This is a genomic window from Pseudomonas sp. GW822-FHT06B12 (assembly GCF_058799675.1).
The window spans coordinates 60,659-75,957 of record NZ_JBXALR010000009.1 but is presented as its reverse complement, the minus strand read 5'-3'; the positions used below and the strand labels follow the sequence as shown (position 1 = coordinate 75,957).

The 15,299-nt window shown below is 59.7% G+C and carries 15 protein-coding genes; 4 read left to right on the top strand and 11 right to left on the bottom strand.

Translation table 11 applies throughout. The features are described 5' to 3' along the window. Positions 1-175 precede the first annotated feature (175 nt). Positions 176-1,570: a class II fumarate hydratase gene (locus AC1RKH_RS19990; RefSeq protein ID WP_493063302.1), complete on the top strand. Its 1,395-nt coding sequence runs from the start codon at positions 176-178 to the stop codon at positions 1,568-1,570. Positions 1,571-1,692: 122 nt separating this feature from the next. On the opposite strand, the gene AC1RKH_RS19985 is transcribed toward AC1RKH_RS19990, so the two are convergent. Beyond that, complete coding sequence (locus AC1RKH_RS19985; protein WP_493063303.1) at positions 1,693-2,655, bottom strand: DMT family transporter; 963 nt, start codon at positions 2,653-2,655, stop codon at positions 1,693-1,695. A gap of 212 nt (positions 2,656-2,867) precedes the next feature. On the opposite strand from AC1RKH_RS19985, the gene AC1RKH_RS19980 reads away from it, so the two are divergent. After that, a complete protein-coding gene (locus AC1RKH_RS19980) occupies positions 2,868-3,068 on the top strand; it encodes a DUF6316 family protein (protein WP_493063304.1) in 201 nt (66 codons plus the stop codon). 97 nt (positions 3,069-3,165) lie between these two features. On the opposite strand, the gene AC1RKH_RS19975 is transcribed toward AC1RKH_RS19980, so the two are convergent. Together AC1RKH_RS19975 and pap are read right to left on the bottom strand one after the other, a co-directional pair. After that, positions 3,166-4,347 carry a thiolase family protein gene (locus tag AC1RKH_RS19975; protein WP_493063305.1) on the bottom strand — a complete coding sequence of 394 codons (1,182 nt, stop codon included), beginning with the start codon at positions 4,345-4,347 and terminating at the stop codon, positions 3,166-3,168. A gap of 103 nt (positions 4,348-4,450) precedes the next feature. Then, a complete protein-coding gene (pap, locus tag AC1RKH_RS19970) occupies positions 4,451-5,974 on the bottom strand; it encodes a polyphosphate:AMP phosphotransferase (RefSeq protein WP_493063306.1) in 1,524 nt (507 codons plus the stop codon). Positions 5,975-6,113: 139 nt separating this feature from the next. Here pap and mnmC point away from each other — a divergent pair, with 139 nt between their 5' ends. Both mnmC and AC1RKH_RS19960 read left to right on the top strand, forming a co-directional pair. Then, positions 6,114-8,108: a bifunctional tRNA (5-methylaminomethyl-2-thiouridine)(34)-methyltransferase MnmC2/FAD-dependent 5-carboxymethylaminomethyl-2-thiouridine(34) oxidoreductase MnmC1 gene (mnmC, locus tag AC1RKH_RS19965; RefSeq protein WP_493063307.1), complete on the top strand. Its 1,995-nt coding sequence runs from the start codon at positions 6,114-6,116 to the stop codon at positions 8,106-8,108. Between the two features lie 157 nt (positions 8,109-8,265). Beyond that, entirely contained in the window at positions 8,266-8,493 is a 228-nt protein-coding gene (locus tag AC1RKH_RS19960; protein WP_019693006.1) for a YheU family protein, read from the top strand. Between the two features lie 5 nt (positions 8,494-8,498). On the opposite strand, the gene csrA is transcribed toward AC1RKH_RS19960, so the two are convergent. From csrA to AC1RKH_RS19920, 8 genes are all read right to left on the bottom strand, one after another. After that, positions 8,499-8,684 (bottom strand): carbon storage regulator CsrA, encoded by a 186-nt coding sequence (gene csrA, locus AC1RKH_RS19955; RefSeq protein WP_493063308.1) that lies wholly within the window; start codon positions 8,682-8,684, stop codon positions 8,499-8,501. A gap of 141 nt (positions 8,685-8,825) precedes the next feature. Next, positions 8,826-9,158, bottom strand: coding sequence for a YnfA family protein (locus AC1RKH_RS19950; RefSeq protein ID WP_493063309.1), 333 nt, complete (start codon positions 9,156-9,158; stop codon positions 8,826-8,828). A gap of 52 nt (positions 9,159-9,210) precedes the next feature. After that, on the bottom strand, positions 9,211-10,038 hold the full coding sequence (locus AC1RKH_RS19945) for an SDR family oxidoreductase (protein WP_493063310.1): 828 nt from the start codon (positions 10,036-10,038) through the stop codon (positions 9,211-9,213). 219 nt (positions 10,039-10,257) lie between these two features. Next, positions 10,258-12,351, bottom strand: a complete 2,094-nt coding sequence (locus AC1RKH_RS19940) for an LTA synthase family protein (protein ID WP_493063311.1) — start codon at positions 12,349-12,351, stop codon at positions 10,258-10,260. Positions 12,352-12,666: 315 nt separating this feature from the next. Then, a complete protein-coding gene (speE, locus tag AC1RKH_RS19935; RefSeq protein WP_493063312.1) occupies positions 12,667-13,542 on the bottom strand; it encodes a polyamine aminopropyltransferase in 876 nt (291 codons plus the stop codon). A 217-nt stretch (positions 13,543-13,759) separates the two neighbouring features. Beyond that, on the bottom strand, positions 13,760-13,951 hold the full coding sequence (locus tag AC1RKH_RS19930; protein ID WP_493063313.1) for a PLDc N-terminal domain-containing protein: 192 nt from the start codon (positions 13,949-13,951) through the stop codon (positions 13,760-13,762). 88 nt (positions 13,952-14,039) lie between these two features. Further along, positions 14,040-14,570, bottom strand: a complete 531-nt coding sequence (locus AC1RKH_RS19925) for a hypothetical protein (RefSeq protein WP_493063314.1) — start codon at positions 14,568-14,570, stop codon at positions 14,040-14,042. A 158-nt stretch (positions 14,571-14,728) separates the two neighbouring features. Then, the gene (locus AC1RKH_RS19920; RefSeq protein ID WP_123426926.1) at positions 14,729-15,247 is read right to left on the bottom strand and encodes an ankyrin repeat domain-containing protein; all 519 of its coding nucleotides are present in this window, start codon (positions 15,245-15,247) and stop codon (positions 14,729-14,731) included. Positions 15,248-15,299 lie beyond the last annotated feature (52 nt).

Sequence of the window (15,299 nt, the reverse complement as noted above, 5' to 3'; positions counted from 1 at the left end):
CAGGCGAGGTAAAACCCCAAGGGTGGCCATTCTGCGCCTAAAAAACTCATGCGCTCAACCCCTCCCCCTTGCCAGGCCTGATTTGCAGGGCCGAACGGTAGAAAAAACGACTGATGGAACCTCAAGCGCCAATCACGGCCTAAACTGCGCTATCAGACCTACAGGAATGTGACCGATGAGCCGAATCGAAACCGACAGCCTTGGCCAGGTGGAAGTCCCGGATGAAGCCTACTGGGGCGCACAGACGCAGCGCTCGCTGATCAACTTTGCGATCGGTAACGAACGCATGCCGCTGGCTGTATTGCACGCCCTGGCGCTGATCAAGAAAGCTGCAGCACGGGTCAATGATCGCAACGGTGATCTGCCGGCCGACATTGCCCGACTGATCGAACAGGCGGCCGACGAAGTGCTCGATGGCCAGCATGATGACCAGTTCCCGCTGGTGGTCTGGCAGACCGGCAGCGGCACCCAAAGCAACATGAACGTCAACGAAGTGATCGCCGGTCGCGCCAACGAACTGGCCGGCAACCCCCGTGGCGGCAAGGTTCCGGTGCACCCCAACGATCACGTCAATCGCTCGCAGAGTTCCAACGACAGCTTCCCCACCGCCATGCACATCGCCACGGTGCAGGCCGTGCAACAGCATCTGTTGCCGGCGGTCGCTGAACTCTCCGGAGGTTTGGCAGAGCTGGCCGCCCGACACATGAACCTGGTGAAGACCGGTCGCACGCACTTGATGGATGCCACGCCGATCACTTTCGGCCAGGAGCTTTCAGCCTTCATCGCGCAGCTCGACTACGCCGAACGAGCGATCCGCAGCGCCTTGCCGGCCGTCTGCGAGCTGGCTCAGGGCGGAACCGCAGTAGGCACCGGCCTCAATTCGCCGCATGGTTTTGGCGAGGCGATTGCGTCTGAACTGGCCGCCCTCTCCGGCCTGCCGTTTATCACCGCGCCGAACAAGTTTGCCGCGCTGGCCGGGCATGAGCCACTGACCACCCTGTCCGGCGCACTGAAAACCCTCGCCGTGACGCTGATGAAAATCGCCAACGACCTGCGCTTGCTGGGCTCCGGGCCACGGGCCGGTTTTGCCGAGGTCAAGCTGCCCGCCAACGAGCCCGGCAGTTCGATCATGCCCGGCAAGGTCAACCCGACTCAGTGCGAAGCGCTGTCGATGCTCGCCTGTCAGGTGCTGGGCAACGACGTGGCGATTGGTTTCGCGGCCAGCCAGGGTCACCTGCAACTGAACGTGTTCAAACCGGTGATCATTCACAACCTGCTGCAATCGATCCGGCTGCTGGGCGATGGCTGCAGCAACTTCCAGCAGCATTGCATCGCAGGCCTGGAGCCGGACGCCGAGCAGATGGCGGCGCATCTGGAACGCGGTTTGATGCTGGTGACGGCGCTGAACCCGCACATCGGTTACGACAAATCCGCCGAGATCGCCAAGAAAGCCTACGGCGAAGGGCTGACCCTGCGCGAGGCGGCGTTGAAGTTGGGTTATCTGACGGATGAGCAGTTCGATGCCTGGGTACGGCCGGAGAACATGCTGGAGGCTGGCAAGCAGGGGTGAATCTGAACGTTATTTAGCGCCTGGCAGTCAGTCATCGCGAGCAAGCTCGCTCCCACAGTGGTTTTGCATACACCACAAATCCAATGTGGGAGCGAGCTTGCTCGCGATGAACGATGACGCGGTTATCGACTGACCGCAGCCCGCATCCGCCGGGCCCTGAGCCCGGCGATCAGCGACGGCCCCAACGCGACCAGCGCCGAACCCAGCACCACCAGCACTGCCCCGCCGTACGCCAAACGGTTGATCTCTTCGGCCTGCACATAATCGGGCCATAACCAGGCGGCCAGTGCCACGGCGGCGAAGGTCACCAGCGGGGTGATCGCCAGCGTCGCACTCACCCGCGACGCTTCCCAATGGGCCAGTGCTTCAGCAAACGCGCCATAGGCGATCAGCGTGTTCAGGCAGCACGCGAGCAGCAACCAGCCTTGCAGCGGGCTCAGTTGCAAAGCTTCCAGTGGATGCACCCACGGCGTCAGCAACAAGGCGCAAAACAGGTAGATCACCATCATCACCTGCAGCGAGTTCCACACCGTCAGCAGTTGTTTCTGGCCCAGCGCATAAAAGGTCCAGACGGTCGACGCCGCCAGCACCAGCAGCACGCCTGCGGTGTAATCACTCAAAGACGTCAGCAACTCGCTCAGCCGCTGATTGAAAAACAGCCCAAAGCCCAGCAACAGCACCAGCAGGCCAATCCCCTGCCCCAGGCTGAAACGCTCCTTGAACACAAACAGACTGGCGATGAGCAACAGGATCGGGCCCATCTGCACAACCAGTTGCGCGGTCCCCGGGCTAAGCAGGTTCAGGCCCATCAGGTACAACACGTAATTGCCCACCAGCCCGAGTACCGCCATCAGCACCAGCCAGCCACCTTTAGGCCCGAGTGCCCGTCGGCTCGGCAGACGTTTGGTCGCCGCCAGGTAAAGGAACAGAAAGCTGCCGGACACCATCAGTCGAAACCAGGTGACTGTGACCGGGTCCATCACCAGCAGCACTTGCTTGAGTTTGATCGGCAGGATTCCCCACAAAAACGCGGTCAGCAAGGCGAGGAACAGACCATAAACCCAGCGACCGGACGAAATGTGCATGGAAACCCCAAAGGCCGACGGCAAGAAAAATCCATTCTAGGCCGCCGCCGAGGCATCACACAGGGACAGTTGATGACAAGCCGCAAATGAGACTGTATCGGTCGTACCGATAAATTGACGGTTTGCCACTGATCGGATGGTCAGGCACCTCAAGTGATTCAGACATAAGCTGATTTTGTTTCGACCTTCAGGATCCGCTCAAGGAGACCGCCATGTACGGCATGCGTGCCCAAGACACCGCCCCTGCCACGCACTTTCGCAGTGACCGGATGTGTCGGGTGAATGGTGATTTGTATTTCAGTACCCGGGAGAACACCCAGGAAGGACCGTTCACCAGCCATGCAGCGGCCGAGCAGGAGATTCATGCGTACATCGAGCGGATGCAGCTAATGAGCCGTGAGCGTATTAGCTGAATATCTGCGCTGCCTTCATCGCGAGCAAGCTCGCTCCCACAGGTTTTGTGCGGTCCTTGTGGGAGCGAGCTTGCTCGCGATGGCGATTTAACAGGCGCTATACCGCTTCAAACAACCCCGTAGCGCCCATCCCGCCGCCCACGCACATGGTCACGATGCCGTAACGCAAGTTGCGCCGTTGCAGTTCGCGCACCAGATGGCCGACCTGACGCGAACCGGTCATGCCGAACGGGTGACCAATCGAAATCGAACCACCATTGACGTTGTATTTCTCGTTGTCGATTTCCAGGCGATTGCGGCTGTACAGGCACTGCGAAGCAAAGGCTTCGTTGAGCTCCCACAGATCGATATCCGCCACCTGCAAGCCCTTGGCCTTGAGTAGTTTTGGCACTGAAAACACCGGGCCGATGCCCATTTCGTCCGGGGCGCAACCGGCAACGGTGAATCCACGGAAGAAGGCTTTCGGCTTCAGTCCCAGCTGTAGTGCTTTTTCCAGGCTCATCACCAGAGTCATCGAAGCGCCGTCAGACAGTTGCGAAGAGTTGCCGGCCGTGACCGAACCGTCTTCGGCAAACACCGGTTTCAGTCCCGCCAGGCTTTCGTAGGTGGTGTCCGGACGGTTGCAATCATCGCTATCGACAATGCCTTCAAGGATCTGCACCTGGCCGGTGTTTTTGTCTTCGACCCTGTACTTCACTGCCATCGGCACGATTTCATCGTTGAACAATCCAGCAGCCTGCGCCTGGGCAGTGCGCAACTGGCTTTGCAGGGCGTAGCGGTCCTGCTCTTCGCGGCTGACGTTGTAGCGACGGGCAACGATTTCCGCAGTCTGGCCCATCGGGAAGTAGATGCCGGGCACCTGCTCCTTGAGCAGCGGGTTGATCAGGTTGTCGGTATTGACGCTTTTCATGGTCAGGCTGATCGACTCGACACCGCCGGCAACGATGATGTCGCTGCAACCCGAAGCAATCTGGTTGGCCGCGATGGCAATCGCCTGCAAGCCCGAGGAGCAGAAGCGGTTGAGGGTCATACCGCCGGTGCCGATGCCCAAATGCGAGAGCACCGCTACGTTGCGACCAATGTTGAACCCCTGGGCACCTTCGTTGGAGCCGGCGCCGACGATGCAATCCTCGACACTGGCCGGGTCAATGTCGTTGCGCGCAAGCAACGCGTTGACGCAATGGGCTGCCATGTCGTCCGGACGCGTCTGGTTGAACTTGCCGCGAAAGGATTTGGCCAGTCCGGTTCTCACGCTATCGACGATCACTACTTCACGCATGGCATACCTCATTGTTGTTGTCGTTCAGGAAGTGGATCGAGCATAAATCCAGCTCCCGGCCGACCGCGACAATCATTCACCCCGCGTATGCAAAACCATCGGACTACTTCTTATCCTTTTTCGACTTCTTCTCCTGCTTGTCGGATTTCTCGAAAGCATCTTCCAGCGCGCGATTGAGGGTGCGCAGCACTTTGACCCGGGCCCAGCGTTTGTCGTTGGCTTCCACCAGGGTCCAGGGCGAAACCTCGGTGCTGGTGCGGTCAACCATATCGCCGACGGCAGTCCGGTAGTCGTCCCACTTCTCGCGGTTGCGCCAGTCGTCTTCGGTGATTTTGAAGCGCTTGAAGGGAGTCGATTCACGCTCCTGAAAACGCTCCAACTGAGTTTGCTTGTCGATGGCCAGCCAGAACTTCACCACGATCACGCCGGAGGCACTGATCTGCTCCTCGAAATCGTTGATTTCACCATAGGCACGCATCCAGTCCGCCGGGCTGCAGAAGCCTTCGATGCGCTCCACCAGCACCCGGCCATACCAGGATCGGTCGAACACGGTGAATTTGCCCCGTGCCGGGATCTGTCGCCAGAAACGCCACAGGTACGGCTGGGCGCGCTCATCCTCAGTCGGCGCGGCAATCGGCACAATGCTGTACTGGCGCGGATCGAGTGCCGCAGCCACACGCCGAATCGCCCCGCCCTTGCCCGCGGCGTCATTACCCTCGAACACCGCAATCAGTGCGTGTCGACGCATGCGTTTGTCGCGCATCAGGCCGGAAAACCGTGCCTGCTCGGTAATCAGTTGCTCCTCGTAATCGTTTTTTTCCAGTCGCTGGCTCATGTCCAGGCTGCCGAGCAGGCTCAGTTGATCGACGCTGGTCAGCAGCGGTGCAGCGTTGACTTTGTCCGGTTTGACCGCGGGCCGTTTGAGGGCGTTTTGCAGACCTTCGAGCAGGATCTTGCCCACGGTCAGACTGCGGTAATGCGCGTCCACGCCTTCGATCACATGCCAGGGCGCGTAGTCACGGCTGGTGCGGCGAATCACGCGCTCGCCGTACATCACGAACTTGTCGTAGGTGTGCGATTGCTGCCAGTCCAACGGGCTGATGCGCCAGCTGTGCAGCGGGTCGTCCTGCAAGGCCTTGAGACGCGCCTTCATTTGTTTCTTGGACAGGTGAAACCAGAACTTGAAGATCAGCGCGCCTTCATCGCAGAGCATTTTCTCCAGGCGCTCGGTCTGGTTGATCGCCTGGTCCAGCACCGCGTCCTTGAACAGACCATGGACCCGCCCCTGTAGCATCTGACTGTACCAGTTGCCGAAAAACACCCCCGTCCGCCCCTTGGCCGGGAGCATCCGCCAGTAGCGCCAGGCCGGTGGTCGCGCCAGTTCTTCATCGGTCTGCTGATCGAAGGTGCGCACCTCGATCAGTCGCGGGTCCATCCACTCATTGAGCAACTTGACCGTCTCGCCCTTGCCCGCGCCTTCAATCCCGTTGATCAGCACGATCACCGGAAAACGGGCCTGCTGCTGGAGATCGAACTGGGCTTCGAGCAACGCCTCACGCAGCGCCGGCACCTCGGCTTCGTAGGTTTCTTTATCGATCGCATGACCGATTTCGGCAGATTCGAACATGAGTGGCTCCCTTCCAAGATTGAGCAAGACTAGCGGATTGACCGAGTGTTTGTCCGGGCAATCCCATCCGATTTGCCATGGATCAATCGCCTGTGTCGCGATCGGCTAGAATGGCCATCTTGCCTCGCCTGAGCCGACCATGAATCCTGAAATACTGCCGAACCCCGTACCGCATGCCCAGCTCGACTGGGACGACCAAGGTCGCCCGCGCTCGCGGGTGTTTGACGACGTGTATTTCTCCGATCAGTCGGGCCTCGATGAAACCCGTTACGTGTTCATCGAGCAAAACCGTCTGAGCGAACGGTTTGCCGAACTTCCGGCCAACGGCCGGTTGGTGATTGGCGAAACCGGTTTTGGTACCGGGCTGAATTTTCTCTGCGCCTGGCAGCTGTTCGAACAACAGGCAGTGGCCGGCGCCCGACTGCATTTCATTAGTGTCGAAAAATACCCGCTGAGCCCGCCCGACCTGCAACGCGCCCTGACGTTATGGCCGGACCTCAAACCCTTTGCCGATCAGCTACTGACGCAGTACGTCGCCATCCACCAGGGCTTTCAGCGGCTGGTGCTGGATAACGGCCGCGTGACGCTGACGCTGTTGATCGGCGATGCGCTGGAGCAACTGCCACAGCTGGACGCACAGATCGACGCGTGGTTTCTCGATGGTTTCGCCCCGGCGAAAAACCCCGACATGTGGACCGCCGAACTGTTTGCCGAACTGGCGCGTCTGGCGGCGCCCGGTTCGACCATCAGCACCTTCACCAGCACCGGCTGGGTACGCCGTCTGCTGAATGCGGCGGGCTTCAAAATGCGCCGTACGCCGGGCATCGGCCACAAATGGGAAATCCTCCGGGGTGAGTTCGTCGGCTGGCCTGAAGAGACACCGGCCCCGGTAGTCGCCAAGCCATGGTTTGCTCGCCCGAATCAGGTTAACGGCGAACGTCGCGCATTGGTGATCGGCGCCGGGCTTGCCGGTTGTGCCAGTGCCGCCAGCCTCGCCGAACGCGGTTGGCAGGTAAGCCTGCTGGAACGGCATGCCGAGCTGGCGCAAGAAGCCTCCGGCAACCCGCAAGGCGTGCTGTACCTGAAACTCTCGGCGCACGGCACGGCACTTTCGCAATTGATCGTCAGCGGTTTCGGGCATACCCGGCGCTTACTCGAACACTTGCAGCGCGGTGTTGATTGGGACGACTGCGGAGTGCTGCAACTGGCGTTCAATGCCAAGGAAGCCGAACGTCAGGCGCAGTTGGCGGCAGCCTTTCCCGCCGATCTGCTGCACCTGCTGGACCAGCCGCACGCGCAGGCCCAGGCCGGAATCGAACTGGCGCACGGCGGGCTGTTCTATCCAGAGGGTGGCTGGGTTCATCCACCGGCCCTGTGCCAATGGCAAGCGTCGCAACCCAATGTCCAGCTACTGACGCACCGCGATGTTCTGGAACTGCGCAAGGTCGATGATCAGTGGCAAGCCTGGGACGGCGACACCCTGCTCGCCAGTGCGCCAGTGGTGGTACTGGCCGGCGCAGCGGAAATCAAACGTTTCGCGCAAAGTGCCGAGCTGCCGCTCAAACGCATTCGCGGGCAAATCACCCGATTGGCGCAAACCGCTGAAAGCCAGAGTCTGGCGACCGTGGTCTGCGCCGAAGGTTACATCGCCCCCGCGCGCTTGGGTGAACACACCCTGGGCGCCAGTTTCGACTTCAAGAGCGACGGCCTGACCCCGACCACCGCCGAACACCTCGGCAACCTGGAGCTGCTGGAGGAAATCTCCAGCGATCTGGTCACCCGCCTGCACGCCCAACAGTTGGACCCGGAACAGCTTCAAGGTCGCGCCGCGTTCCGCTGCACCAGCCCCGACTACCTGCCGATCGTTGGCCCTTTGGCTGACAGCCAGGCATTCGCCCAGGCCTACGCCGCACTGAGCAAGGACGCCCGGCAGGTACCAGATGTCGCGTGCCCATGGCTCGATGGGTTGTACGTCAACAGCGGCCACGGCTCACGCGGCTTGATCACTGCGCCGCTGTCCGGTGAGTTGCTGGCGGCGTGGCTGGACAACGAACCGTTGCCGCTGCCCAGAAGCGTCGCCGAGGCCTGCCATCCGAACCGGTTCGCCTTGCGCAAGCTGATCCGCGGCAGCTGAATCGATTGCCGCGTTCCTCGTAGGAGCTGCCGCAGGCTGCGATCTTTTGATCTTCAACGCCTTTGAAGACGCTAAAAGATCGCAGGCTACGCCAGCTCCTACTGGCTGTTAATGGTTATCCGCCGTAGGATCGCCGGATTGATGACCCGAGGTGCCTATGCTGATTCCCCACGACCAACTTGAAGTCGACACCCTGACCCGTCTGATCGAAGACTTCGTCACCCGTGACGGTACCGACAATGGCGACGAAACCCCGCTGGAAACCCGCGTGCTGCGCGTCCGCCATGCGTTGAGCAAAGGTCAGGCGCTGATTGTGTTCGATCCGGAAAGCCAGCAATGCCAGCTGATGCTCAAGCACGACGTGCCCAAGCACCTGTTTGACTGAGGGCTTCAGCTGCGTTTGCCGTGTACCCGTTTGGCCTGAATGCGCTCATAGACTTCGGCGCGATGCACATTGATGTTTTGCGGGGCCTCGATGCCGAACCGAATGTTGCTTCCGTTCACGGCGAGGATGCGCACAGAGATGTTGTCGCCAATGGAGATCAATTCGCCCACGACGCGGCTGAGTACGAGCATGGCTCTAGTCCTTGAGGTTACCGGGCCTTGAAGATGACCGGCTGACGCCAAGTCTTCAATGCAACGGCAGTAAAACAGTCCCGCCCTACGCAGCAGAACGATTCCCCTTACAGACCTTCCCTGCATCACAACGCCGATGGCTCAAGAGGCAGAGAATCGCGGGCCAAACAGAATGATGCTCGCGCCTAACACGCAGAGTGCAACGCCTAGCCAATCCGAGCTCAGCGGTCGAATCCGCTCGACCACGCCAAGCCAGCCGATGGACGCAATGATGTAAATGCCGCCGTAGGCTGCATAAGCGCGGCCCGCGTAGGTCGATTCGACTTTGGTCAGCAAAATGGCGAACAGCGTCAAACTGAGCAGCGCAGGTACGACCCACCAGGCGCTTTTGCCCTGCCGCAACCACATCCAGAAAGCGAAACAGCCGGCGATTTCGAACAGCGCGGCGAGGAAAAACCACAGGTAATTGAGCATGCACACATCTCGTCAGGGCTGCCAGATGCGGCAACCCTAACGACGCGGCCCGCTACTCGCAAGTTCCACTGGCGCTTTGCCTGGCCTTGGCGCGCATCTTGTCGGCCATCACGGTCATTTCGTTGTAGAGCAGTTGCGGGTTCTTCTGTTTGAGTGCCCAGGCCATACGGCCCTGCTCGTGGGGCAGTATCATGAACTCGCCAGCGGCAACATGCTGGTAGATGTAATCGGCGATGTCGCTGGCGGTAATCGGCGAGCTTTCCAGCAACTTGCCGACCTGGGCTTTCATGGCCGGGGTCGGGCCACGGAAGGAATCCAGCAGGTTGGTCTGGAAGAACGACGGGCAGACCACATGCACAGCGATTTCCTGCTGTGCCAGTTCAATCAGCAGGCTCTCGGACAGCGCCACAACGCCAGCCTTGGCCACGTTGTAGTTGCTCATGGCCGGGCCTTGCATCAACGCGGCCATCGAGGCGATGTTGATGATCTTGCCTTTGCTCTTTTCCAGCAGCGGCAGGAACGCCTTGCAGCCCTTGACCACGCCCATCAGGTTGATTGCGATCTGCCAGTCCCAGTCTTCCAGCGACAACTCACTGAAGAAGCCACCGGAGGCCACGCCGGCGTTGTTGACGATCACATCGATGCCGCCCAGCTTCTCTTCACAGGCTTGTGCGAAGGCGGTCAGCTGGCTGTAGTCACGCACATCGCAACGCTGAATGAAACCGTCACCACCGGCCTCGCGGACCAGCTTGAGGGTTTCCAGCAGACCAGGCTCGCTGACATCGGACAAGGCCAACTGCCAACCTTCACGAGCCCAGCGCAGAGCGATTTCGCGACCCAGGCCGGACCCGGCGCCAGTGATCATCATGCGATTTTGCATAGGGAGTTGCCTTGTTGTTCCGGGGAAGATGTTGCGCAGTGTAGCGAAGGATTTTCCTGCACCCATGACCATCAAATTGCTGAATATCCCAGGCAAACCGTAGCGGTTGCATGGCACAGAACCGCGTCAAGCCATCCGGGTTTTCGGCAGGGTTTGACCACCGACTGATTCAGCAGACAAAAAAAAGGCCCTTGCGGGCCTTTTTTTCTATTGCTTGCGTTACTTGTTCGGCGTGCTTTCGGTTACACCCGCGGTGTTATCCAGCAAGCTCTTGGTCGCGGTTTGCAGGAACGCTTCCAGCTTGAGCTTCAGCTCAGCGGTGCGCGGTGCATTCGGGACGACTTCGGCATGCGGGTTGGCACCCAGTTGGTACTGGTACATCTTCGGGTCCATTTCCTTTTCCTTGGGCAGAATCAGGATCTGGTCAGCCGTGACGATGGCCGTGGTCTGCTCGGTGCCCGATGGCTTGATCACGCCAAAACCGGTGTCGCCTTGCGGCAGGTTGAGCAGGTCGCGGCCCCAGCACTGTTGACGCACTTCGCCACCGAGGCGGCCCATGATGGTCGGCACGATGTCGATCTGAGTGCCCACGGTATGGTCACGTTGACCGAACTTTTCCTGGATGCCCGGTGCAATCATCAGCATCGGCACGTTGAAGCGGCCCAGGTCCATTTCGGTGATTTGACGCTCGTTGCCAAAACCATGGTCGCCCACGATGACAAACAGGGTTTCCTTGAAGTACGGCTCTTTGCGGGCCTTTTCAAAGAACTGCCCCAACGCCCAGTCGGCGTAGCGCATGGCAGTCAAATGCTCGTTCAGGCTGCCACGGTCGGTGACTGGCTCGACCGGCAATGGTGTCGGCAACGCATACGGCGTGTGGTTGGACAGGGTTTGCAGCAACGCGTAGAACGGCTTGCCTTCGCGCGCCTTGAGTTCCTGCAGGCCACGGTCAAACATATCCTGGTCGGACACGCCCCATGTCGGGTCGGAGAACACCGGGTTGACGTAGTCGTTACGCCCGATGAAGTTGGTCATGCCCTGGTTGCTGAAGAAGCCCGACTGGTTGTCCCAGGCAAAATCGCCGTTGTAGACATACACATCGTCGTATTTACGGGCGCTGAGCAACTGCGGCAGGCCGGACAACTTGTGGCTGCCTTCCGGGGTCTGCATCAGGTATTCGAAGCCCGGCAGGTTAGGGAAGCAAGCCATGGTGGCGAACATACCCTGATGGGTGTGGGTGCCGTTGGAGAAGAAACGGTCGAACAGCAAACCCTCTTTCGACAATTTGTCGAGGTTTGGCGTGATGTTGCCCGGCGCGCCCAGAGCACCTACCGAGTGACCGGCCATGCTTTCCATCAGGATCACAACGACGTTCTTGATCGGCAGGGTCTTGTCGGCCGGTGGCGTGTAATCGCGGCGTACCGCAGCGATATCGGCGTCAACCAGCTTCTCGTCTGACAGCAACAGCATATCGCGGACGATTTTCTGGGCCTCAGACTGCTCCATGGTCGGCTTCCAGATGTTGTCGCGCTCTTCGGACATGCGGCTCTTCGCGGCGGCAACCAACTGCAGCGTGCCGTTCAGACCCAACTGGTTGGCGAAGTTCGAGTCGGTGGTGTAAACGTCACCCCAACGCAACGGTGGACCTTGACGCAGAGTGCCACGGGCGGCCACGACGCAGATCAACAGGCAGACCACGAACACCGCGATGCGCGCATACCAAGGGGCTACTTGACGGGTGCTGATGGCACCACCGCTGAACGGGCCGCGTGGGCGCGTTGCACGGTCGGCGCCCTTGAACGCCAGACTCAGCAGCCAGGTGCCAACGGCCCAGGCCAACAGATAACGGACTACGGGGAAGCCGTACCAGAGCATGCTCATGACGGTTTTCGGGTCTTCCTTCACATACTGGAAGACCAGGCCGTTGAGGCGCTGGTGGAACTCGCGGTAGAAGTCCATTTCCATCAGGCCGAGGAACAGCGCGATGCTCGAGGCAATGGTCAACCAGAAGCGAAACAGACCACGGGCTGCCATCGCCCGGACACTGAACAGCGCCAGCAACAACGGGATGCTGAGGTAGACCACCAGACGCAGGTCGAAACGCAGGCCGTTGGCGAAAGCTTCGAGGAAGGTCGAGGCTGGGGTGCTAAGGATCATCTCCCGGTTGTAAACCAGCAGCGCAAGGCGCAGCAGGGAGAGCATCACCATCATGACCAGGGCGCAAAGCAGCGTATAAGCCAAATGCGATTTGACGGTCGGTTGCAGCAAGCGATTCGAAGCTCGCTGCGAACTCAGGGCGTCAGGGTTTGCCATTTCGTTTTAGGACCCATTGGAAGTTGAAATTTCAAAGATGTTGCGGCGCCCAGCCCTCTCTTTGCCGTTACTTGCAGGAAATGGTCGGGGGCTTGCGCGATGCGCAAATGTTGCACGATCACTCACGGCATTGCCATTCATTACTGGCAAGCTCCCCCCAAAGTCTGGCTTCCAGGGCTCTGGAACAAGAGTAAACAGAGGGTTGAGTGTTAAATCGATGCGGGCGAATTGTCTTGGAGCACTTGTGAAAATTTCGTACAACGCATATCTGGAAACACAAAAAAGGGCCTCGCGGCCCTTTTTAGTCAGTTCCGCTTAATCATTACCTGGCTTGTTCACCGCTTGCAGCACGTACTGCGGAAGAGCGAATGCGCCAATATGGATTTCCGGGTTGTAGTAGCGCGTGATGATGCCGCTGCCGGCAAAACGCTGGCTCAGGGTTTCGCGCGACAGTTTGCGGTACGCGGTGTTGGTCGCGCCCCAGGCAAATGTCATGGCACCACCGATGTAAGTCGGCACCGCGGCCTGATAGAAGTGCCAGTCCGGGAACAAACTGCGCAGGCGCCCGGCGGTGGTTTTCACTTCTTCGATCTGCATGAACGGCGTGCCGTTCTGGGTCACCAGAATGCCGCCTTCGTTCAGGCAACGGCGGCAAGCCTGGTAGAAGTTCTCCGAGAACAGCACTTCACCCGGACCGATCGGGTCCGTGGAGTCGGAGATGATCACGTCGAATTTTTCCTGGGTGGTGGCGACGAAACGCATGCCGTCGTCGATCACCAGGTTCAGGCGTGGGTCATCGAACGCACCCTTGGAGTGGTTCGGCAGGAATTCCTTGCACATGTCGACCACGGTGCCGTCGATTTCGACCATGGTGATGTGTTCGATGCTGCGGTGCTTGGCCACTTCACGCAGCATGCCGCCGTCGCCACCGCCGATGATCAGCACGCGCTTGGCGCTGCCGTGCGCCAGGATCGGCACGTGGGTGAGCATCTCGTGGTAGATGAACTCGTCGGCTTCGGTGGTCTGGATCACGCCGTCCAGCGCCATGACCCGGCCCATGCGCGGGTTTTCGAAAATCACCAGGTGCTGGTGCTCGGTGCGCACTTCGTGCAGCAGTTTTTCCATGCGAAAACGCTGACCGTAGCCTTCGTAGAGGGTTTCCAGGTATTCGCTGGTCTTGGTGGTGCTCATGGGAAGTCCCCGGTGAAGGAAAGGCGCGCATTCTACGTCGCCGAACATGACAGGTCGAACCTTCGTCAGACCAAAGATCATTCAAGCACACAGAGATCCCTGTGGGAGCGAGCTTGCTCGCGATGACGACGGCACATCCAACATCAATCTGGCAGACAGACCGCAATCGCGAGCAAGCTCGCTCCCACAGGGGAATGTGTTGGCTTTGAAGGCGGGGTCAAAGCCGCATGTTGCCTCTGGGACCCGCAATCGCCCAAATAACCAGGCCCAGCACCGGCAGCAGCAGGATCAGCAGCACCCAGATGATTTTCATCCCGATTTCTGCGCCGCTTTTAAGCACGTTGATGACCGCCCAGATATCCAGCGCGAGGATGATCAGGCCAACCAGGCCATTGAAGGTGGAACCCATGGTGTCGCTCCCGGGAGAAGAATTTCCCCCTTAGGATAGTCGGGCCTGACGAGGGTTCGGTTTTATTACGTTTGGCGCAGTAACCGCCTTAAACGTGGATCGCCACTTTCAGCGCTTCCAGCGATGGCGCCGCGGCAATCCCGACTTGCGCACACAACTCCAGCACCCGAGGGACGTCGTTGCCATAAACCAGCACGATCTGAATCTCGTCATCGAGCAGTTGGCTGAAGTTCATCAGCGTATAACCACCGTTTTCCGTGTTCATGCTGCCCATCTGAATCTGAATCCGGTTGAGCGCGGTCAACGCTTCAGTCTTGGCCAACTGCTTGGGTTTGATATTGAACGCCACGCCCGGGCCGAAGGACGCGACGATCTGCGCGAACAGGTCCATGTAGGTGTCGGCCTGAAACAGCACGGTTTCCGGCAGGCTGCCGACCACCACCCACTCACCCAACGGAATCGGGAAGGTGTCGTCGTAGTTGATGTCCGGATTAGCGGTCAGGAACGCTTCGGGATCGGCATAGGCCTGGGCGGCTTCATCGGCGATCTGCACAATTTCCGCCTCGCTCATGCAGCCAGAGCTGATTTTGCTGATGAGTTCGATGAGTGCGGCTTTCATGGGCGGATCCTGTAGCGAGGGTAATTTGAGGGCGCGAAGGATAGCTCAAAGGTTTGCTTCAAGGTATCCGGGGCCACAAAAGATCGCAGCCTGCGGCAGCTCCTACATAACCGGTATAGACCGTAGGAGCTGCCGAAGGCTGCGATCTTTTCCATGGATCAGCCGAGCAGCTTCTGCAACTGCGCCGTGGTATCTGCCGCGCCCATGGTCTTGGCCGCGTCCAGTGCGCTGATGCCATTGGCGTCCTTGGCCTTGGGATCGGCACCTTTGCTGAGCAGATAGTCGACGATTGCGCTGCGATTGAACATCGCGGCCATCATCAGCGCGGTGCGGCCATCAAAGGACGAACCTTCAACCTCGGCGCCACCTTCGACCAGCGCGGTGACCACTGCCAGATCACCTTTGAACGCCGCGCCGGCAATCGGGCTTTGGCCATTGTCGTTGCGGATCTCTGGATCGGCCTTGTGCTCAAGCAGGACTTTCACCGCATCGACATGGCCGTGGTAAGCGGCAAGCATCAGCAAAGTGTCGCCCTTGTGATTGCGCAGGTTCGGCGGCAAGCCTTTGCTCAGCAGCGCGGCGAGCATCGCCGCGTCGCCATCGCGGGCCTTGTTGAACACCTGCTCGGCAAACTCCGCGGCTTCTTCCGGGGTCATCTGGCGGGATTTGTCTGACATTGGGGACTCCACATTCGGTCAATCGCAAAGCCGCTAGTTTCCTTAAGCGAGC

Coding starts and splice junctions, on each gene's coding strand:
- AC1RKH_RS19990 (WP_493063302.1), top strand. CDS start 176: ATGAGCCGAATCGAAACCGACAGCCTTGGCCAGGTGGAAGTCCCGGAT.
- AC1RKH_RS19985 (WP_493063303.1), bottom strand. CDS start 2,655: ATGCACATTTCGTCCGGTCGCTGGGTTTATGGTCTGTTCCTCGCCTTG.
- AC1RKH_RS19980 (WP_493063304.1), top strand. CDS start 2,868: ATGTACGGCATGCGTGCCCAAGACACCGCCCCTGCCACGCACTTTCGC.
- AC1RKH_RS19975 (WP_493063305.1), bottom strand. CDS start 4,347: ATGCGTGAAGTAGTGATCGTCGATAGCGTGAGAACCGGACTGGCCAAA.
- pap (WP_493063306.1), bottom strand. CDS start 5,974: ATGTTCGAATCTGCCGAAATCGGTCATGCGATCGATAAAGAAACCTAC.
- mnmC (WP_493063307.1), top strand. CDS start 6,114: ATGAATCCTGAAATACTGCCGAACCCCGTACCGCATGCCCAGCTCGAC.
- AC1RKH_RS19960 (WP_019693006.1), top strand. CDS start 8,266: ATGCTGATTCCCCACGACCAACTTGAAGTCGACACCCTGACCCGTCTG.
- csrA (WP_493063308.1), bottom strand. CDS start 8,684: ATGCTCGTACTCAGCCGCGTCGTGGGCGAATTGATCTCCATTGGCGAC.
- AC1RKH_RS19950 (WP_493063309.1), bottom strand. CDS start 9,158: ATGCTCAATTACCTGTGGTTTTTCCTCGCCGCGCTGTTCGAAATCGCC.
- AC1RKH_RS19945 (WP_493063310.1), bottom strand. CDS start 10,038: ATGCAAAATCGCATGATGATCACTGGCGCCGGGTCCGGCCTGGGTCGC.
- AC1RKH_RS19940 (WP_493063311.1), bottom strand. CDS start 12,351: ATGGCAAACCCTGACGCCCTGAGTTCGCAGCGAGCTTCGAATCGCTTG.
- speE (WP_493063312.1), bottom strand. CDS start 13,542: ATGAGCACCACCAAGACCAGCGAATACCTGGAAACCCTCTACGAAGGC.
- AC1RKH_RS19930 (WP_493063313.1), bottom strand. CDS start 13,951: ATGGGTTCCACCTTCAATGGCCTGGTTGGCCTGATCATCCTCGCGCTG.
- AC1RKH_RS19925 (WP_493063314.1), bottom strand. CDS start 14,570: ATGAAAGCCGCACTCATCGAACTCATCAGCAAAATCAGCTCTGGCTGC.
- AC1RKH_RS19920 (WP_123426926.1), bottom strand. CDS start 15,247: ATGTCAGACAAATCCCGCCAGATGACCCCGGAAGAAGCCGCGGAGTTT.